At 46.3% G+C, this 20,424-nt stretch carries 18 protein-coding genes; 8 read left to right on the plus strand and 10 right to left on the minus strand.

What is annotated here, in order from left to right:
- Positions 1 to 96: 96 nt before the first annotated feature.
- Positions 97 to 597 carry a GNAT family N-acetyltransferase gene (locus CPY98_RS19605; protein WP_046360058.1) on the plus strand — a complete coding sequence of 167 codons (501 nt, stop codon included), beginning with the start codon at positions 97 to 99 and terminating at the stop codon, positions 595 to 597.
- Here the strand turns inward: CPY98_RS19605 and CPY98_RS19610 are convergent.
- The gene (locus tag CPY98_RS19610) at positions 580 to 1,257 is read right to left on the minus strand and encodes a LuxR C-terminal-related transcriptional regulator (RefSeq protein WP_227658344.1); all 678 of its coding nucleotides are present in this window, start codon (positions 1,255 to 1,257) and stop codon (positions 580 to 582) included. The two genes, CPY98_RS19605 and CPY98_RS19610, sit on opposite strands and share 18 nt — an antisense overlap.
- A gap of 404 nt (positions 1,258 to 1,661) precedes the next feature.
- Between CPY98_RS19610 and CPY98_RS19615 the strand changes: the two genes are divergently transcribed.
- Positions 1,662 to 2,525, plus strand: a complete 864-nt coding sequence (locus tag CPY98_RS19615; RefSeq protein ID WP_025799451.1) for a hypothetical protein — start codon at positions 1,662 to 1,664, stop codon at positions 2,523 to 2,525.
- Between the two features lie 74 nt (positions 2,526 to 2,599).
- Here CPY98_RS19615 and CPY98_RS19620 read toward each other — a convergent pair whose 3' ends face one another.
- The 5 genes from CPY98_RS19620 to CPY98_RS19640 are packed head-to-tail and all read right to left on the minus strand — an operon-like array spanning position 2,600 to position 8,536.
- On the minus strand, positions 2,600 to 3,307 hold the full coding sequence (locus tag CPY98_RS19620) for a molecular chaperone (RefSeq protein WP_096388640.1): 708 nt from the start codon (positions 3,305 to 3,307) through the stop codon (positions 2,600 to 2,602).
- Positions 3,279 to 4,577: a fimbrial protein gene (locus tag CPY98_RS19625; protein ID WP_096388641.1), complete on the minus strand. Its 1,299-nt coding sequence runs from the start codon at positions 4,575 to 4,577 to the stop codon at positions 3,279 to 3,281. The genes CPY98_RS19620 and CPY98_RS19625 overlap by 29 nt, the downstream gene beginning before the upstream one ends.
- 19 nt (positions 4,578 to 4,596) lie before the next feature.
- A complete protein-coding gene (locus CPY98_RS19630; RefSeq protein ID WP_043489595.1) occupies positions 4,597 to 7,194 on the minus strand; it encodes a fimbria/pilus outer membrane usher protein in 2,598 nt (865 codons plus the stop codon).
- Positions 7,195 to 7,234: 40 nt separating this feature from the next.
- The gene (locus CPY98_RS19635) at positions 7,235 to 7,948 is read right to left on the minus strand and encodes a molecular chaperone (protein ID WP_043489598.1); all 714 of its coding nucleotides are present in this window, start codon (positions 7,946 to 7,948) and stop codon (positions 7,235 to 7,237) included.
- A gap of 48 nt (positions 7,949 to 7,996) precedes the next feature.
- Positions 7,997 to 8,536, minus strand: a complete 540-nt coding sequence (locus tag CPY98_RS19640) for a fimbrial protein (RefSeq protein ID WP_043489601.1) — start codon at positions 8,534 to 8,536, stop codon at positions 7,997 to 7,999.
- A gap of 1,423 nt (positions 8,537 to 9,959) precedes the next feature.
- Between CPY98_RS19640 and mgtA the strand changes: the two genes are divergently transcribed.
- Positions 9,960 to 12,668: a magnesium-translocating P-type ATPase gene (mgtA, locus tag CPY98_RS19645; protein ID WP_025799464.1), complete on the plus strand. Its 2,709-nt coding sequence runs from the start codon at positions 9,960 to 9,962 to the stop codon at positions 12,666 to 12,668.
- 62 nt (positions 12,669 to 12,730) lie between these two features.
- On the opposite strand, the gene CPY98_RS19650 is transcribed toward mgtA, so the two are convergent.
- On the minus strand, positions 12,731 to 13,060 hold the full coding sequence (locus CPY98_RS19650) for a type II toxin-antitoxin system HicB family antitoxin (protein WP_025799466.1): 330 nt from the start codon (positions 13,058 to 13,060) through the stop codon (positions 12,731 to 12,733).
- Positions 13,057 to 13,326 (minus strand): type II toxin-antitoxin system HicA family toxin, encoded by a 270-nt coding sequence (locus tag CPY98_RS19655; protein WP_043489604.1) that lies wholly within the window; start codon positions 13,324 to 13,326, stop codon positions 13,057 to 13,059. The genes CPY98_RS19650 and CPY98_RS19655 overlap by 4 nt, the downstream gene beginning before the upstream one ends.
- Positions 13,327 to 13,630: 304 nt before the next feature.
- On the opposite strand from CPY98_RS19655, the gene CPY98_RS19660 reads away from it, so the two are divergent.
- Positions 13,631 to 14,206, plus strand: a complete 576-nt coding sequence (locus CPY98_RS19660) for a nuclear transport factor 2 family protein (protein ID WP_043489605.1) — start codon at positions 13,631 to 13,633, stop codon at positions 14,204 to 14,206.
- A gap of 41 nt (positions 14,207 to 14,247) precedes the next feature.
- Here CPY98_RS19660 and CPY98_RS19665 read toward each other — a convergent pair whose 3' ends face one another.
- On the minus strand, positions 14,248 to 15,444 hold the full coding sequence (locus CPY98_RS19665; RefSeq protein WP_096388642.1) for an NAD(P)/FAD-dependent oxidoreductase: 1,197 nt from the start codon (positions 15,442 to 15,444) through the stop codon (positions 14,248 to 14,250).
- A 323-nt stretch (positions 15,445 to 15,767) separates the two neighbouring features.
- Here CPY98_RS19665 and pitA point away from each other — a divergent pair, with 323 nt between their 5' ends.
- Entirely contained in the window at positions 15,768 to 17,261 is a 1,494-nt protein-coding gene (gene pitA, locus CPY98_RS19670; protein WP_025799474.1) for an inorganic phosphate transporter PitA, read from the plus strand.
- Between the two features lie 251 nt (positions 17,262 to 17,512).
- Here pitA and CPY98_RS19675 read toward each other — a convergent pair whose 3' ends face one another.
- Positions 17,513 to 18,199, minus strand: coding sequence for a helix-turn-helix domain-containing protein (locus tag CPY98_RS19675; RefSeq protein WP_046448857.1), 687 nt, complete (start codon positions 18,197 to 18,199; stop codon positions 17,513 to 17,515).
- Positions 18,200 to 18,431: 232 nt separating this feature from the next.
- Between CPY98_RS19675 and CPY98_RS19680 the strand changes: the two genes are divergently transcribed.
- The 3 genes from CPY98_RS19680 (at position 18,432) to CPY98_RS19690 (ending at position 20,424) form a co-directional block, all read left to right on the plus strand.
- Positions 18,432 to 18,992 (plus strand): fimbrial protein, encoded by a 561-nt coding sequence (locus CPY98_RS19680; protein WP_043489612.1) that lies wholly within the window; start codon positions 18,432 to 18,434, stop codon positions 18,990 to 18,992.
- A 166-nt stretch (positions 18,993 to 19,158) separates the two neighbouring features.
- Positions 19,159 to 19,629 (plus strand): fimbrial protein, encoded by a 471-nt coding sequence (locus CPY98_RS19685; protein WP_051874045.1) that lies wholly within the window; start codon positions 19,159 to 19,161, stop codon positions 19,627 to 19,629.
- Between the two features lie 96 nt (positions 19,630 to 19,725).
- Positions 19,726 to 20,424 carry a fimbria/pilus periplasmic chaperone gene (locus CPY98_RS19690; RefSeq protein ID WP_046448858.1) on the plus strand — a complete coding sequence of 233 codons (699 nt, stop codon included), beginning with the start codon at positions 19,726 to 19,728 and terminating at the stop codon, positions 20,422 to 20,424.

Genomic DNA, 20,424 nt, shown 5'->3' on the forward strand with positions numbered 1-20,424 from the left:
GTAAAGCGTTTTTTTATCTATTAATAACCCTACTAAAATAGTTTTTATCCTTTATATTGAATGGGTTATTTGCTAACTCGTTGACAGGAAAAACAAATGGCCGAGATTATAATTCGCGCAGCAACGCCAAAAGATGTCGAAGAATTGCACAAATTACATACTTATCCGCAGGTCTACGCCCAAACGCTACAGCTTCCGTATGCCACGACAGAAGTTTGGGAAAAACGCCTGAATCAAACGCCGGCTGGCACCTATCATCTTGTGGCGGTGCATGAAAATGACATCGTGGGGTGTGTGAGTTTAGACGCCTACCAGCGGCCACGTATGCGCCACAGCGGAACGTTTGGCATCAGCGTTAGACATGATTTTCAAGGGCGCGGCGTGGGAAGCAAACTGATGACAGCGATGCTAGAGCTTGCCGATAAATGGCTGGATTTAAAAAGAATTGAGCTTACGGTGTTTACCGACAACGTCGGTGCCGTTGCGCTGTATAAAAAATTTGGTTTTGAAATAGAAGGCACCAGCCGTAGCTACGCATATCGTGATGGTGATTACGTTGATGCATTCCATATGGCGAGACTACGCGTGCTCCTGTAGCAATCCTTCCTTGTGGCTGACCAGATAACGACAGAAATTGGCGTGATTGGTTAGCCCAAGCTTGCGCATTGCGCTACGTTTATGGCCACTAATCGTTTTCTCACTCACCTTCAATTTACGCGCAATTTCTCCGAGCGTTTGTCCCTGCTGCAAACAACTCATCACCCTTTCTTCGCTACGCGTTATCTTAACATCGGCTTGTTTTCCTCGCTTTTCAAGGAAGCCTCTAATGGCATCGCTGTGATCAATCACGCCCGATAATAAACGAGCCAAAATCGCCTCACGCAGCGACGAAATTGGTTCCTGCTTAGACAGTAATGTATAAGTGTTATGTGAGATGACTCTCGACAAAACATAAGGATCTTCAGAGCGCGTTAAGACGATCACTGGAAGTTTAGGAAAAGCCGCCTTCAGAAAATGCAACGTATCTAATGCGCCTGATAAGCCATATTCAAAAGGAACAATTTCGATAATTAATGCATCAAATGGTTTTAGCGTGTGCTCAAGAACAAACTGAGAACATAGATTGAAGGGCTGACATTTGATATCCATGCCATCCATGCAACTATATATTCCCATCGCATCAACATGAGAGGTTTCAACTAATGCAATTCTTAACATTTTATCCCTAATGATAATTATATGAGGAAAAATCTTCAAATTATCCTGCAAATTTGCAATGCAATGTATAAATTCCTAAGGCAGTGAAAATAATTATTCACAAACCTTAAAGAAAACTATAACACTCTAAGTTGTTATCAATACATGAACATTTCTGGTATGTTTTGTATATAATTTCACCGCTTTTTGCAAAACAAAAAACCATTACTTTACAAAAAACCAGAATTATTACCTACTAAAATGATGTTTTGCATGCTGAAAAAGTTATTTTATGACTGTATTTTACTCAATCAAATAATAGGTTATACAATTAACAAATAGCATTGACATCATGACATTGCGCTTAATCTAGATATAATGAATCTGGGACACTAACCTAAATTTTTACACACAGTGCAAATACCTCAATCGTGGTAATTGCCATCAATATAAAAAAGAGAAATATGCACAAAAACAATTTAGCAAAAGAACTATTTCTTTATAGTTCAGTTATACAAACGCTGCCTAATTTTAGACAGTCCATCGGACGTCATTATGATTTGATGTTATCAATGTGTAACACTCATCCTTTATTCTATAAAACGATGTTTAAAGATACGCGTTTCAATATCGCTATAACGATATTATGTTTTTATTTTACGCGTAAAGACCCCACATTATCCGATGTTAAAAGCTACTGTGTAAATCATGGACTAGGAAGCCATAACAGCTTGGAATCATTAATGTTTTTCTTGCGTGTCGGTGGAAGGCTTAATGTAAGAAAAAGCGAAAAAGACAAACGAATTCTATTGTTCAATCCTACAGAAAAAGGTTTGGATGAGACTCGTCGTTATTTAGCAAATTCTCTCGCTATTTTTCCCGATCTCCTACCGGATTATCGATTAAAAAAAGATCACCTTGAAAATTATGAGGGATTAAAAAATTTCTTCATCCGCTGTGCTGACCTGATGTTCAATGATGTTATTGTGAGCAATATACTTCCTGACTCTCAGGTTTTTTTATTAAAAGATGCAGGACATATGATCTTTATACGTCTTTACATCGAATCGTTAAAACAAAAGGAAAATCATGGCGTCACTGCCAATATATCCTATAGTCAAATTGCCAAAGAAACTTCCGTTTCACGTACTCACTTACGCAGGATTGTTGATGCCGCAGCCAAGAAAAATCTTATGACGCCTCATGAGAATATGACGCTGACATTGCATGACTCTTTCATTACATTAGCGGAAGAATACATGGGATTATATTTTGCCTTTGTGCTGTATTGTTTAGATATTGACCCTACAAATTCAGTATTAATGTAGAGCGGTTACAACCATATATATTTAAAGCTAATCACATCTAAAATAGCACCGATGAAAAATGGTCACTTAAATGATTAGTTGATTATCTGGTTGTAATCCCAGTAATTCCCTTCATCGTTTATTAGCGAGAAGGATATCTTCTTGCTCGTATTTTCTAAGCCCGAAGGCAACGTAATTTGATGATGGCTTTTGGGCGGTAACGTTCCTATATCTAAAGGAATATTATTTATTGTCACACCAATAAGACTTAAGTAAAACTCGGTTGGATTTTCAATTGTTAGGCTCTCGTTTTGCCGCATAAATGTGATCTTTTGACCAATCGACTTTTCTGGCTTACCCAGTCCTTTTGGGCGTAAAAAGAGCTTCATTTGAGTACGTAGTGCAATCGTAATTTTCTGCACAGAGTCTCCTGCCAAACGTGGAGGGATCTCATAAATATTCAGCCAAAACATCGATTCACGATCCTTGGGAAGCGGATTGTCCATCACCATTAAGCGTAAATTCGTCATCTCTTCGGGTTGCAGCTTAAATACAGCGGGCAATACCAACACAGGGGAAGCGCTTTTATCCGGCGTTGCCTGTGGATCTCCATCGTCAGACCAAGCCTGAACCACCACGGGATAAGTGTTTTTATTCACCAGCTGTAGCGACGCTTCTGTTTCGCCATCGTTAAACACCACGCGAGTCGCCTCGGCGTTCACCGCTGCCTGCACATTGGCTACGCCGAGCAGAGCAAAAATGATGCAGCCAATACTACTGAATGCGGATAAGAATCTGTGCATGCGCCTGATAGCTCCCTGCGGTGAGTTCATCCGAGCCAAATTTCTCTAGCTGCGCCATAAAGGTTTCGGTGTAGCTATCAATTCCCTGAGCCGTATTTGAATCCACTTTGGTTTGATCACCGCCAAGAATCGGTGACCAGCCAGTTGTTTTAGTGGTATCGGTGGTTAAAAACTGCATCGGTTGGTTATTACGGTAGATCTTCACCCCCACACCACGGGCATGACCCGGCGTACCATATTGTTCGTCCAGTAAATAGTTCGCTGCACCTGACGTTATCAGCCCATACTGAGTTGCCGCGGCAACGCTGGCAGGCGGAGCTAAAAATCCCAGCGCTATCTGGCCGGTTTTCAAACCTGAAGTCGCGGCAGACTGGCATTGGAAATCTAGCGTAAACGGCGACTGGCTCACTTCACCTGTCTGTAGCGCACTGATATTGATCGCGGGCAATGTCACCACCGGTGTGAAATTACTGACCTTACAGGTCGCCCCACGGCGGAACGTCACGTATTTATACAACCCAATAGATGCAGGCCAAGTACCATACCAACCGGGGAAGCTAGTTTGTGAATCCGCGCCATCAGCGGGGCCGGTAATCCCAGGACCACGAAATGCGATATACGCATTAGGCTGGGTATAGGCATATAAATAACTAGCTGAGTTATTAGTGCCAGCACGGGCATAGTTCAGACGAAAAACCTCAGTTTGTACCGCGCTAAAATTTTTCGCTTTAATCAGCAAACGTCCTTGGCTATCGGTATCAAGTCCGGTAAGCAGGCGTGATTTCCATATTTTGTCGTAGAATTGGCCGGTTTCCATATTGGTAAACCGAATCGCGACGTTGCGTACATAGGTGGCATAAGCCTTCGGTGCTACACCGGTAATGCTGCCGTCATCATATAGACCGGCATAAGCCGCATCACCGTTAGTGGCATACATCTCAAATATTTGGCTCGCATCTGCCGCATCGCAGCGAAATAACACTCGCTCGCTCTCATAGCCTGAGTTAATCGCGTAGGAGGTAAACGGTGCGACGCTAGAGGCTAGCAGCGTGCCATCGGGCTGGAAGTCATTGCTGGTGCTGATATCCACCACGCTAGGCAACCCTAAAGAGCCATTGTTGTTATCTAAACTACCAGGCCATGAACTCGCGACCCCATCACTGGCGCTGCTCAGCTGCGATTGGGCCGTAATTTTTGTGCAATTTGCGAACGCAGATGAACATATCATCAGCAGGAAAAGCGTTGATATTGCGCTAGTATTGGCTTTCATCCTGAACACTCCCTTCCCCTTAATGAACACATTGCCCAGAAACAGAAACCAACTCCTGCTCTTCAGACGACTCTGGTAAGACGTAGCTCACGCGACACATCTCTTCTGCACTCTCACCCCAACGCACGGTTAACGTACCTTGACGCTCACGCACGCGAGCATAAATCAGGCTCGCTTGGCCAGACATCCCTACTACATGATTTTGGTCATCCACCACGTTGGCGCCCATTGGCAAAGCATCGGTGCCATTGATTTTGGCTTTGATTAACACGCCATAACCACTCAAGGTATCAAAAGACGCCTTCACGGCAGCACCCGCATACGGGATCACGCGGCTTTGCGTGCTCTTAAGTTCGGTATGCTTGTTGATCCCTTTAGGATCAAGGCTGATCGTGTTGTAACGATAAGGCGTCAGCGATGGAATAATGGCGTAGCCATTGCCGTCTATTCGCGCGCCCTGCCCGTTTTTCACCAATGCGCCTTTAGCGCCTTTGGCTTCAACCAAACCAAACGTCTCGCTCAGATAAGGCCCAACCGTAACGCCACCGCGATGGATCACCGCCGCGCCGCGCCCCCCGACACCCCATTGGGTATATTCGCTCGAGGCGGAATAACTACCGTTAAGCGTACCGAACGCAGAGTTCTTTTGCAGATTCGCGCCCCAGTTATTAGTGCTACCCGCTTGGTTTTCGCGGTTTTGCTGATATCCGGCATATACCGAATAATTCAGCGTTCCTTGTTCATCTAACATGCCAGAAAGGGATGTTTGCGCTGAGTTACCGGAGCTATCAGCATGACTGAGCGACGTCGAAACGTAGTTTTCACGTCCGCCAAACGAAAGCGGGATTGAGAACGTTAATGTAATCAGGTTCTCAGTATTGCCCACGTAGGAAGAGGAATACCTGCGCTCAGAATCATCATCACCACCAATATCCATCTGGTTACGGTATACCGACTGCTGACGGCTGATCGCCAAGTTGTAGCTAATGCTTTTCCAACTGTTGGAATAACCCAGTTGAAGCTGCGTATTACGCGATTGATTATCGTAGTAATCCATCACCGATCCCGACAAGTACAAGCTGCCGTAATCACCCAGCGTCTGGTTGATCATCGCGGTAAACTGATTACGCTGATTCAAGGTATCCGACTTAAACACATTGTTTGAGCCATGTTTTTTACTTGCTCGCTCGCCTAATACATCACTCAGCTCGCGATAGCCTTCCGTGGAATAGCGATAACCCGCCAGCGCAACGTTAGTACCGGTGTAATCAAATGTTCGGCTATATGAGGCCTGCACTCGCCACCCTGACTGACTTTGTTCATCATCAATTTTGGCATGCGACCATGTGGTGTTCACACCAAATGCGCCTAACCAATGACTCCATACGCCACCGGCCAAAATAGCCTGATAGTCATCTGCAACACGCAAGCCGAGGTTGCCGGTAAGGCTATTGGAAACCCCGCGCTCATAGGTGAAATCACCGAACAGGTTCTGCGTACCGCCGTAATCACGTGCTTTCCCAATGAGAGCGTTATAACGACCAACGCCAGGACGCATCGAATCAGGTACCGCAGAAAATGGCACGGTAAACGTTGAGCTACGCCCATTTGCTTCGATGACTTCAACCTTCAAGTCACCTTCATAGTGGGTGCTGCTCAAATCATCAATAACAAAAGGCCCCTGAGGGACGTTGGTTTCGTAGATAGTACGGCCATTTTGGCTCACCACTACGCGCGCGTTGGTCTGCGCTGTTCCTCGGATCTCAGGCGCATAGCCACGACGCGACTGTGGCCACATACGCTGGTCGGTTTCCAGCTTGACGCCGTTAAACGCCATGCTGCCAAACAACGAGCCACCGCTATAGCTTTGGCCAATCATCAAGTTGCTGTTCAATGCCGCAATTGGCCTTTGCAGGTAAGTTTGCAGCGATTGCCACTGATAATGGGATTGGCTCGGCGACTGGCTATACGTTGCCGATGATTGCTGGCGTAGCTGCCATAAACCTAGGTTGATACCCGACTTCAAGCCAAGAAAACCATACTGACTGGTTCCACCAGAGCCCGAGCGATAGTGACTTTGATAATAGTTAGTGCTGTAGTTGAGGAACATCAACGATTCGCCAGCATCCCAACTTTCCACGGGAACGGCGTCACGCGGTGAGCGCGTTAACAAAGCCTGAGGAATATAGAGATCCAAACGCAGCCGAGGCTGGTCAAAGGCCCAACTGGCTCCCTTTAGCAGCTGTTCAGGCGCCTGACATACCGCTTTTTGTTGTGGATCGGCTGCTTTATCGACGGGCGGCAGCGAACTTTCGTTAACACCTGATTCCAAATAAAAATCACGGCTAAGGCAAGGTTCGCTCTTTTCTTGAGCGGAGTTGTTAACAAAGTCAACGCTGTCTCGCTGCATAAAACGGCCATTCAGATAAATATCGACTGAATATTTTCCCGCAGCGGTATTATTATCCGTATTAAAACGCTTTAGTCCCTTAGCAAATCCACCACCTAAAAACAATGACTCATCAAAGGTATATTGGCTATTATCTGTCGCCCACGAATAAACGCTCATCGGGAATAATGCACAGGTAATCCACGAAGCTAATTTACGATTATTCATCTAAATACCCTCTCATTCCATGAGATGAATGAGGAATCCATTATAGTTGGTAACGGTGCGTTATTTTCGCTCCCTGATCGTTAATATAATTAATCGTTAACTCAGGATTTTTTGTTCTGCTTGGCACCGGCCATGCTTCACTACTAAACGGGGCGATCATTTTATTGCCGAGTTGAGTCACTTTATTTTCTGACAAAATGCTGGCCCCTGAAATAGACAGGTAATAGCCACTCATATTTTCTAATTCCAGCGAGTAAGAGTTTCCCCGCTGAACTATTTTTGGTTTTACGTTTTGAGCAATCTCTGCAGGTGATGTCGTGATTCCAGCCGGGCGATAAAAAACCTTCACTCTGTTACGCAGCATTATCAACATTTGATTACTGCTGCTTTTTGCTTCTCTTGGTGGAATTTGTAAAAAATTAAGGTAATAGACGGACTCGCGATCCTGAGGTAATTGTGCCCCAGTAAACATTAGCCGTACGGTTTGGCCTGCTTTAGCCGCCATTTTAAAAAATGGCGGTGTAATAATGAATGGCGCTTGGCCTGTTTCAGGCGTTGAGTCTTCATTACCGCTGTCCATCCATACCTGAATCACATTAGGAAAATCATCGTGATTAGTCAGTTGGATATTTACCTCTTTGTTTTGTGCAGGGTAAACCACACGGTTTCCTGTCATCACCACGCTTGCCTGCGCCGAAGCAACTAGGCAAAGCGCCAAAACACATCCAGTAAAAACACCCCTGACAGATAACATATTATTATTCCTAAATAATTTACAGACCGGCATCCCGGTCTGTATGGCTTACTGGTAAGAAATTGCGTACTGTAATGAGCCCGCTACGGTGCCCGCTGTTGCTGCTGCAGTTGCGTAATACTGAACAGCGAAGTCATGCGTCGCTTCGGTATCACCTTGTTTCAGTACCAGACCATCAACGCTTTGTGGGCTTGTTAAATTAATACCCGTCGTGTCTTGCGTGCTTTTCAGGATTTGTAATTCGACGTTTCCAGCACCACCGGTATTACCTAAATTGCCGCTATTGGTAACGTTATTACCAACGAAAACGGTTTTAATATTGGTGTCTGCCGCATCATTTTTGGTGCAGCCTGTTACGCCAAGAGTAAATATCGTTTGGCCAGCAGTGTCACCAGATGCCGCCAAATCAGTAGCCGCTACGGTTGGCAGTAAAACAATTGGGCTCGCATCATTTCCGTTAATAGAAACAGAGCAAGTCTGAGCGGTAACTTCACCTTGGAAAGTGATGGTATTCGCACTGATTGCCATTGCAGATGCAGAAACAAAACAGCCCGCCATTAATGCGATTGATAAAATAGATTTATTCATTAGGTTCTATCCTTTAATTTATACAGATGATTATCGTTATTTGTTTTAACGATTTTATTAATTTAAAAATCCCTGTTTTTTTAGTCGCTAGAATAAAAACGGGCTATTTGGTGTTTACTGCAGAGTGAAGCGCGATCACTCTGGAGTAGAAACCTAAAGCAAGTTTTTAGTTATCTAAGGAAAACAAAAACGTCGAATTAAAAGTGTATTTCAAAACAAACAAAAATGTATTCATGATCCTTCACCTTATATATCGGCTAACACCACTTTTCTATGCGTTCACATAGCAGGAAGCGTTCCTCTTATCCGAGAGGAATATGCGTAATTAACCAAGAGATTTGTTATTTATTTTTTAATTCGATTTAGCTAATCCTTATAAACATGACCAGATAGAAAGTAAGAAAAAGATTAACAGACTGCTCAGAAGATTCCTATACCCACAAGGTGAATGAGGTGTTAAATAAATGTTATTTCATTCGGAAGTCAGATCTATTTCAGGTGTCAAATCGATAACATTTGTGAATGCAAGGTAAAAAAACACCATGATTTACATATAATTAGCATGTTTATCATGAATCCTAACTTTTTAGCCAGCGAAAAATCGCCCCATTTTTGTTCAGGGTGTACATTTTTGGGGTCATATCTAAAAACATGGTTTTTTACAAAAATACATAGACGCGTCATGATCAATTTTTGCAAAAATAAGATAAATCGTGTTTTTGCAGTCAAGTTACATCCAGACGCAATAAATCACTTACGTTGACTATTGGTTTATCAAATCAACCTTTACATAACCAATAACCACACTTATAGTTTGCGCAGTTAATCAGCGGAGATCCTTCCTTGGAAAGTCAGAGTAGTAACTTACATAGCAGTGACATATCACTGGCAAGCTGACTGTCTCCCCAGATGCTTTGCTTGCCAGACTCGGCGGGCAGCATCATTTCTCATCTCAGAACTGTTGCGTACCCATAAAAGACGTTATCAGCCAATAGGCTGATGGATTTGATGCGGACAGTTATCATGCAAATTTATACTCGCGCCCTATTCCCTCCGGGGAGAAACCTATCGATGTGAGTTGTCGGTAACGTTTAACGTCGCCAACTTTCTCGCGTCAGCTTTTCTTGTTGCTGTTGATTGCACCAAATCAACCTGCGCAGGAAGGCTTTCTCACGCCGGTATTTCGATATACGTCCACTTTGGACACACAGCAAACACTCTCGCCGCGAGGCGTAAGGAATCAATATGGACGAGCACCCCAGAAGCAACGTTATCCGCGTTGCACGGGCTGACGTGAGCGAACTCCGTCCCTAGTCTGCAACGCATACTCTTAGCCATTGGCTAATTAAGTAATTTAGCGAAAGAAAACTCCTCATTTTGGGGCGGATTTCTGCACGCAAAAAACAGTGATGAGTACTGTGTTATGACCCAGATAATCGATCAGGCCGCTGAAAAACGCAGCCGCAAAGACAAGAAAAAAGTGACCTATCTGATTGCAGAAGAATCTGCGGTCAGCTTGGATGCAACCCTCTCTAATCTCTCTTCAAACCTCAGCGGACTTGAGGAAGAAGACGCACGCGAACGCCTGCTGGAAACAGGCCCAAATCAGGTCGCTCATGAAAAAGTGCCACCAGCTTTGGTGCAGTTGATCAGCGCGTTTAACAACCCCTTCATTTTTGTTCTGATGGTGCTGGCAGCGATCAGTTTCTTCACCGACTACTGGCTACCGCTACAACGCGGTGAAGAAACCGATCTCATTGGCGTCATCATTATTTTGATCATGGTGTCGTTAAGCGGATTACTGCGTTTCTGGCAGGAATTTCGTACCAACAAAGCCGCTGATGCTTTGAAATCAATGGTGAGAACCACCGCGACGGTGCTGCGCCGAGCGCATCCTGCTGCCAAAAGCGAGTGCAAAGAGATCCCTCTGCAAGAACTGGTGCCGGGCGATATTATTTTGCTTTCCGCAGGCGATATGGTTCCAGCCGACGTTAAATTGATTGAATCGCGCGATCTGTTTATCAGCCAAGCCGTTCTGACCGGTGAGGCGATTCCAATTGAAAAATATGATGTTACCGCCAGCGTTAGCCAAAAATCATGCAGCGGCAATAATAGCGAAAGTGAGCTATTAGAGCTGTCCAACATTTGTCTGATGGGAACCAACGTGGCCAGCGGCACCGCGAAAGCCGTTGTCGTTGCAACCGGTGGCAAAACCTATTTTGGTTCTCTGGCTAAATCCATTGTTGGCACGCGCACGCAAACGTCGTTTGACCGTGGTGTTAACAGCGTAAGTTGGCTGCTGATCCGCTTTATGTTGGTCATGGTGCCCGTTGTTCTGTTAATCAACGGCTTCACCAAAGGCGATTGGGCAGATGCCGCGCTGTTTGCTTTGGCCGTTGCCGTGGGTTTAACCCCAGAAATGTTGCCAATGATCGTGAGCTCTAACTTGGCGAAAGGGGCAATTACCATGTCCCGTCGTAAAGTTGTGGTTAAGCGTTTGAATGCCATCCAAAACTTTGGTGCCATGGACGTTCTGTGTACGGATAAAACCGGTACGCTAACGCAAGACCGCATCATTCTTGAGCATCACATCGACATCAATGGGCACGAGAACAAAGAAGTGCTACAGCTGGCGTGGCTAAACAGCTACCACCAGAGCGGCATGAAAAACCTGATGGATAAAGCGGTGATCCGCTTCGGGCGTGCCCGTCCTGAAGTTGAGGCTATGGCTCGGTTTAGTAAAATCGACGAACTGCCTTTCGACTTTATTCGCCGTCGCCTGTCGATTGTGGTGAGTGATGAACAACGTCGCCATACGCTGATTTGCAAAGGCGCCGTCGAAGAGATGTTGGCCATTGCCACGCATATCAGCGATGACGGCAACATTTTGCCACTCGACGACAGCGCGCGTGCCGAGCTGCTGAAATTAGCCACTCACTATAATGAGCAAGGTTTCCGCGTGCTGATGGTGGGGACCCGTGATTTAGGTATCGATGGCTGTGTTTTCCCGCTGAGCAACAGTGATGAGCGCGATTTGGTGATCTGCGGATTGCTGACGTTCCTCGATCCACCAAAAGAGTCTGCGGCTGAGGCGATCACCGCGCTGCGTGAAAACGGCGTGATGGTTAAAGTATTGACCGGCGATAACCCAATTATCACCAGCAAAATCTGCCGTGATGTGGGTTTAGAACCGGGCGAGCCTCTGCTGGGTAGCGAGATTGAAGGCATGAGCGACGAGCACCTTGCCTTGCTGGCCGAGCAACGCACCGTGTTTGCTAAGCTAACGCCGCTGCAAAAATCACGTGTACTGAAAGCGCTGCAAAGCAACGATCATACCGTCGGTTTCTTGGGCGATGGTATCAATGATGCCCCAGCGCTGCGCGATGCTGACGTTGGTATCTCCGTAGATACCGGCACCGATATCGCCAAAGAGTCCGCTGATATCATTCTGTTGGAAAAAGATCTGATGGTGCTGGAAGAAGGCGTCATTACCGGCCGTGAAACCTTCGGGAACATCATCAAGTACCTGAACATGACCGCCAGTTCTAACTTTGGCAACGTGTTCTCCGTGTTGGTTGCAAGCGCCTTTATTCCGTTCTTGCCGATGCTCGCCATTCAGCTGCTGCTGCAGAACTTGATGTATGACATCTCACAGCTGACCCTGCCATGGGACAAAATGGACAAAGAGTTCCTGCGCAAACCGCGTAAATGGGATGCCAAAAACATTGGACGTTTCATGCTGTGGATTGGGCCGACGTCATCCATTTTTGATATCACGACCTACGCCATTATGTGGTTTGTCTTTGCCGCCAACAGCATTGAACATCAGGCGCTGTTCCAATCTGGCTGGTTTATTGAAGGCTTGCTGTCACAAACATTAGTTGTGCATATGCTGCGTACCCAGAAGATCCCGTTCATTCAGAGCACGGCAGCGCTGCCGGTCATGCTCACCACGGGCATCATCATGGCGCTTGGTATTTATATTCCGTTCTCACCGCTCGGTACGTGGGTAGGCTTACAACCGCTGCCATGGCAGTACTTCCCATGGTTAGTGGGTACGCTGTTCAGCTATTGCGTTGTCACTCAGCTGATGAAACGTTTCTATATTCGTCGTTTCGGACAGTGGTTCTAATCTCAAATTCTGATTAAACCTCAAAGCCGCGGTCATCATGCCGCGGCTTTTGCTTTTGTATATTAAGAACAGGCTTTAATTAATGTATCAGTGATCCACTGGTTCACACTTTTACCCGCAACCTCTGCCGCCACATTGATCTGTGAATGCACATCCGGCGGTACACGCAGGCTAATTTTGCCACTCGCGGGACGCTGGGGTTCACGCCCTCGTGAAGCGCAATATTCCAGATAGTCATCCACAGAAATCTCAAACTCTTTACGCAAATCAGCCACGTTGTCGGCATGAAAGCCAATAATATCTCTGATCCCCGCCAAATGCCCTACCAGACATTTATCTTCTTCACTGTATTCAATACGTGCTGCATAGCCTTTATAGAGCATAGTGTTCATGGAATAACTCCTAACTCCTCAAGAAAGACTCTGGCATCTATGATTTGATAAATCTTTGCATTCTTTCCAGGATGAGGCCGATGAAAAGCAACTGACAAACCACCAATTTCAAATTTAACGCGCGAGCCTTGACCTTCAGAAACCACGGCACCGAGGGCGATTAACAAGTTTTCAATCTTCCGCCACTCTAGCGTTCGAATCGGCGGGTTAGTGAAAATGACGTATAGCGTTCGTTGGTGTCTGGCACTGAGCTTATGAGTCGACATCCTTGCACCTCATCCGTGTCGCTCACGCGATAACGATATCAAATTTTGATATCATGGCAAGCGTTTTGCGATGAAAATTTGAGCGCAATGTAGAGCGAATTGAATGAAGTGGCTAACCGCTAAACGCCGTTATTTACCCTGCTTCGCAAACAACAAATGTATCCCCAGCGGCGTGGAATAATCTCTGCGGCACTTCTCGCATAATTAATTTGAGTGGCAGCAGCCTATACTGATTTCTAGTGCCATTTGTGCGCCAACAACACAACATCAGCGACATGCTGCTCATCCTATTTAGAGACATCACATGACAAATTCTTGGGAAGACCGTTTAATCATTGCCGATTTAATGACGGGTTGGATGCACAGGGATCTGGCCGAGTGGGACCAAATGCTAGAGCTGTTTCACCCAGACGGGACCATCGAGGTAACATGGTTTGAAGGGCTATTTACCGAGTTCGTGAAAGGCTCCCAGCGCATGGGGAATTCTGCGCTAGTCACTAAGCATCTTATCGGCTCACCGATGATCCAGTTTAACGGTGACAAAGCCATCGCTGAAACCAACGCCATGATCGTGATTGAAAATGCGCAACTGAAACTCGGTGCCAGCGTTCATAACCGCTTTTACGACTGGGTGGAAAAACGTAACGGCGTGTGGAAAATCACCCATCGTCAGTCTATCTATGATTTTGGCTCGTTCAACTTTCCACAGGGCATCGTTGAAATCGATAAAGCCACGGCCGAAAAATTCCCAATTGCCTACGCTCCATTGGCATATCTGTTAGAAAAGAGCGGTTTCCCACTATCGCGTGAATTTGCCAGCAAAGGCAGCGTGCTAGAAACAGAAATGAAAGCCGAAGGACAGGCGTGGCTGAAAGGGTAATGCTCAAATCTATCCGCCCCGAACGGGGCGGAAGAACAGTTTTATCGTGCCGCTAGCGCCTGCGCACAGGCCCAAGCAGAGCTCCACGCCCATTGGAAGTTATATCCCCCCAGCCAGCCGGTTACGTCTACCACTTCGCCGATAAAGAACAACCCCGGAGCTTTGTGCGCCTGCATGGTTTTCGACGACAGCTCATTGGTGTCAACGCCGCCTAGCGTCACCTCTGCGGTACGATATCCCTCAGTGCCGTTTGGGATCACCTGCCAGGCTTGTAGGGTTTCCACCACCTGCATCTGCTGCGCAACGTTTAACTGTTTCAGCGTGACGTCAGGGATTTGCCCTAAGGTTTGTAAGCACTCAACTAAACGTTTAGGCAGCTGTTTTGCCAGCGTATTTTTCAGACTCTGATTCGGATGCTCAATACGTTCTGTATCGAGAAAAGCAGTCAGATCGCAATCCGGCAACAGATTAATCGTCACTTTCTCACCGGCCTGCCAATAGCTGGAAAGCTGGAGAATTGCAGGGCCAGACAAACCACGGTGGGTAAAGAGAATGCTTTCACGGAAGCTGGTGCCAGATTCGGCGGTCACAACCGAAGGAACAGCCACGCCCGAGAGCGTTTGCAGATGATCTAACAGCGGTTTATGCAGCGTAAACGGCACCAACGCCGCACGCGTTGGCAATACCTTAAGGCCAAACTGCTCTGCAATTTTGTAACCGAATGGCGTTGCGCCAAGGCCCGGCATAGAAAGGCCGCCGCTGGCAATCACCAGCGATCGGCAGTTAACCTGCTCGCCGTTTAGCTGTAGAGAAAACTCGCCGTTCTCCATCCGCTCAACGTTTAAGATTTCGCTGCGTAAACGAATAACCACCTGCCCCAGCTCACACTCTTTTAGCAGCATGTCCACGATCTGCTCGGCGGAGTCGTCGCAAAAAAGCTGGCCCAATGTTTTCTCGTGGTAAGCAATTTGGTAGCGACTCACCAACTCGATAAAATCCCATTGGGTATAGCGCGCCAACGCTGATTTGCAGAAGTGTGGATTCTGAGACAAATAGGCCGCAGGTTCGGCATACATATTAGTAAAGTTGCAGCGACCGCCACCCGACATCAGGATTTTGCGTCCTGCTTTTTTGCCGTTATCAACCACTAACACACGCAAACCAAGTTGCCCTGCCTGAGCAGCACAAAACAGGCCAGCGGCACCAGCGCCAACGATCACTACATCGAAATTTTCCACACATAACCTCTTGTTTCACGGTTTTAAACGCAACCGCGAACGTAAATACCGATTTTTCCAATATGAGCTAATCTGGTAATAAATGCCGAAATAATCCCAGACCAGCGGCGGGGGATTGTAAACGGGGTAATTCTTCACCGCCAGTGTAAGAAAAAATTAATCTGAAGATATTCACTCAACATACTGAAATGATAGGACTAATCCGAGATATGTATTGATAACCAATGTAAACAAATCAAAAAAACGTCATATTTTGCTTTTCCCCAGCACGCGTTCTCGCAGATAATGCGCCGCGTTCATGACCACTAACTGGCGTAACGCTTATGCTACATCTATTTGCAGGGCTGGATTTTCACACTGGCCTTATGTTAGTCCTCGCACTGATGTTTGTTTTGTTTTATGAAGCCATCAATGGTTTCCACGACACAGCAAACGCAGTCGCAACAGTTATCTATACTCGTGCACTACGCTCGCAGATCGCGGTCGTTATGGCGGGTGTTTTCAACTTCTTAGGTGTGATGTTGGGTGGCCTCAGCGTCGCCTACGCAATTGTGCACCTCCTCCCAACAGATTTGCTGTTGAACGTGGGCTCGACTCACGGTCTGGCAATGATGTTCTCTCTGCTTCTAGCTGCGATTATCTGGAACCTCGGCACCTGGTATTTTGGTCTGCCGGCCTCCAGTTCTCACACGCTAATCGGCGCGATTATCGGTATTGCACTGACAAACGCACTGATATCCGACACTTCCGTGGTGGATGCGCTCAACATTCCGAAGATGCTGGAAATCTTCCTATCGTTGATTCTCTCCCCACTCATTGGTCTGGTTTTGGCCGGGCTGATGGTATTTGTACTGCGTCGTTACTGGAGCGGCACGAAAAAGCGCCGCCGTATGCATATGACGCCTGCTGAGCGTGAAAAGATTGATGGCAAACGTAAGCCACCGTTCTGGACGCGTATTGCCTTGATTCTGTCTGCTATCGGCGTGAGTTTCTCTCACGGCGCTAACGATGGTCAGAAAGGCATTGGTCTGTTGATGCTGGTATTGATTGGCGTGGCTCCGGCCGGCTTTGTGGTTAACATGGACGCCACTGGCTATGACATCACTCGTACCCGCGATGCCATCACGCATCTGGAACAGTATTATCAGAAGCATCAGGAAGCACTGCCGCATATCGTTGGCATTGAAGAACACCAGCCCGTTGCGCCAAGCACCGGCAACAATGATTTCCATTGTGATTCTTCACGCGCACTGATTGCTATCGACCACAGCAAAGCCTTGCTGAACAACCTGCAACGCTACGATGAGCTGACCGTTGATCAACGTAATCAGATGCGTCGTTTACTGATGTGTGTTGCTGACACAGCGGGTAAAGTTGCCAAACTGCCAGAGACCGATGCTCAGGATAAGCGCTTCCTAAACGACCTGCGCAAAGACCTGCTGGAGACCGTTGAGTACGCACCGATGTGGATTATCGTTGCAGTCGCTCTGGCGCTGTCTCTGGGTACCATGGTTGGCTGGCGTCGCGTAGCGACCACCATCGGTGAAAAGATTGGTAAGAAAGGCATGACCTATGCGCAAGGCGTTTCTGCGCAGATGACTGCCGCCATCTCCATCGGCGTGGCAAGCTACACAGGTATGCCGGTTTCCACCACTCAGGTACTTTCGTCTGCGGTTGCAGGTACCATGATTGTGGACGGCGGCGGTGTACAGAGTAAAACGATCAAAAGCATTCTGCTGGCATGGGTTCTGACCTTACCAGTCGCGATTGTGCTTTCTGGTGGTTTGTACTGGCTGGCGCTGACCTTCGTGATCTAAGCGATCAACTAATGCCAACTATCCTAAAAGCAAATTGCAACTCGGATAGTTAGGTCAGAGAGAACAAAAACACCGTAGGATAAAACCTTCGGTGTTTTTTTTGAGCTTAACATTTAATAATGCATCGAAAAGGCTATATGGACTCATATCCAGCAAGGTTTTTTACTATGAGTCATGGTTATAGTCATCGTGACTTTTAAAATGGCATTTTCTAATCAACACATTATTTATGTGCCGATTATTCGTCAATATTAATACACACAGGGAAACGGTTTCAATATTCCTTTAAGCTTCCCATATTGAATTTCAATATACCCACCAAAGCGAAGATCAGACAATATTTTTGCCACTCCACTCCTAGCCAATTTGCTACGAACAAGAATGTAATTTATAACGCTAATTTTTATTCTTTTCTCATATGGAATTATATTAATTTCCTGCAACAGCGCACAGACTATTTCATATGTTGTTCTGTTGATCAGTAAATTACTAGTACGAGCTTGGTAGTCACTCATGTAGGAATAATAATTTAAAACCTCCCTAATCAGTCCTTGCTTCGCAATCCTGTCAATCGCGATATCACGTGAAAGGCAATAGAGTTCACAACCCGATTTAGGAATAAGTTTGTAGGTGTCATTTCGAAACGATGATCCCATCAAACCAAACACCGCAGGAGCCTGAGCAGTAGCCACAAGCCGCCTATCCGTAACAACACTCCATAAATTGATCTCTCCTTTGACTAATAAAATAACAGCACATTCTTTTTCACCCTGCTTTTCATCTAGGGAGGTAATCAATTTAATTGATTCACCTTTATGCAAAGCAAGTGCTAAAGATATGGGTTGCAAACACGTTATTAATCGTTCTATATCATCTACAGGCTTTTTCAACTGAATGGGGTAACCATAGAGAAAAGGCTCATCATCTAGGCCTTTCATAATTATCACCAATTAAAGCTTAATAATTTAATATAATGACATACGATACCAAGAAACAAAACTAACCAGTATTGGATACTTTTATTTGTGTATATATCATAAATTCAGCGCGATAATTTTTAGACCAAGAACAGACTAATTTTAGATTCGGTATTATTAGAATCTAGATCTATGTCTGCCTATATGGAAGAACACCAACGTAATAACATATTACCTAAAGGACTATTTATTTATGACCACTCCATTCAAATTATCCGCCCTTTTTGCTGCTTCTTTTATCATCTTGTCTGGCTCCGCAATGGCAGCGACAACATCAGTCACCGGCGGAACCGTGCATTTCAAAGGTACGGTTATTGACGCCGCCTGTGCCGTTGATGACAACTCCATTGAGCAAACCGTTACAATGGGTCAGGTACGTACCGCCCGCTTTGGCACTGCAGGTTCCGTTACCATCGGCACCGCCGCTAACCAGAAAGTCCCTTTCTCCATTTCTCTGAAAGATTGCGATAGCACCGTGGCTAGCAATGCCTCCCTGACTTTTAACGGAACAGCCTCAGCAGATTACCCATCAGCGTTAGAAAACGCCGGTGGTCCAGGTTCAGCATCGGGCGTAGGCATTCAGATTTATGATGCTGAAGGTGCGGCTCTTGGCTTAGGCACTGCATCAGCAACCGTAGCATTAATTAACGGTGAGAATACCCTGTCCTTCACCGCTGACTACATCTCAACGAAAACAACCGTCACTTCAGGCGATGTTGAAGCTACTGCAACTTTTAACGTGACCTATTCCTAATTCATCACGTTTAAGCCTTCAAGGATGAGCAATGCGCCAAGGATGGCGCGCTATAACCCGATTTCGGAATGGAATACCGCCGATGAATCATTTTGCTTTCAAGCCGGCAGCGTGGGTTTCAGGTGCATGTCTGTTGCTCACGTCCTCGATTGCATTGTCTCAAAGCATGGCTAAGGTTGACGGCGGCAGCGTGCATTTTAAAGGAACCGTGGTGAACGCGGGTTGTGCGGTAGACACCAACAGCATCGAACAAGAAGTGTCGATGGGTCAGATCAGGCGTGATGCCTTCACGGGCGTCGGCAGTTGGGTCGATCCTGTTGGTTTCACGATTACGCTCACCGATTGTGATATCTCAGTGAGCCAATCCGCAGGGGTCGCTTTTCAAGGGCCATCCGATATTCACGATCCCCTCGTCTTCGCCGTCGCGAACGGGCCCGGTTCCGCAATAGGTGTCGGGCTAGGCATCTATGATGAACAAAGCAATCTAATTGTCCCGAACAGTGCGCCACGCGCTTATAAAACATTGATAGACGGCACTAACGTCTTGCACTTCATCGCTAAATATCGCGCGACAGAGCAACTCCCAGTCGCTGGCGACGCGAGTGTTACCGCAAATTTCATCGTGCTTTATCAATAGAGCGTATGCGCAGGTGAATAGGCATGCAACAGCGGCGAGCACTTTCCCTCTGCCACTTTTAACCCACTGATATGAATAAATAACGCTGAGGCTAACGTGTTTAATTCCACAAAAAAACTCTTGCTCACTTCGCTCTTATTACTCCCTTTTATTACCAGTCAAAACGCCTCCGCCGGTGGTGTTGCGCTGGGGGGAACTCGTCTGATTTACCCAATAGGCAACAATCAAGCGTCAATGCCCATCACAAACTCAGATGAGAAGGGTACTTTTTTAATTCAAACATGGGTCGAAGATAGCAAAGAAGTCAAAACCAGTGATTTTGTCATCACTCCGCCGTTATTCGCCATCGATCCAGAAAGTGAAAATACGCTGCGTATTGCATATATTGGCAGTAAAACATTGCCAAACGATCGTGAGACCGTCTACTGGCTGAACGTGAAAGCCATACCGGCAGCAAAGTCGCCCATTAAAGATAGCAATACGTTACAGATAGCCGTCCTCAACAGAATCAAGCTGTTTATGCGGCCAAAAAATCTACCGATGAAATCCGTGGATGCTCCGGCTCAACTACGTTTCCATCGTAGCGGTAGCCAGCTCATCATCAAAAATCCAACACCTTATTATGTCACGCTGGTGCAGTTCAAAGCGGGAAGTCAAAAGATCCCGAATACGATGGTGTCGCCAATGGAAAGCACCACGTTAACCCTTCCTGACAATGCACAGGGGGAAATCACTTTCCAAACGGTCAGTGATTTTGGTGCAAACTCCGCCACACAAAAAAGTGTGATGGAGTAA

The sequence above is a fragment of the Hafnia sp. CBA7124 genome (genome assembly GCF_002355555.1).
GTDB lineage: Bacteria > Pseudomonadota > Gammaproteobacteria > Enterobacterales > Enterobacteriaceae > Hafnia > Hafnia alvei.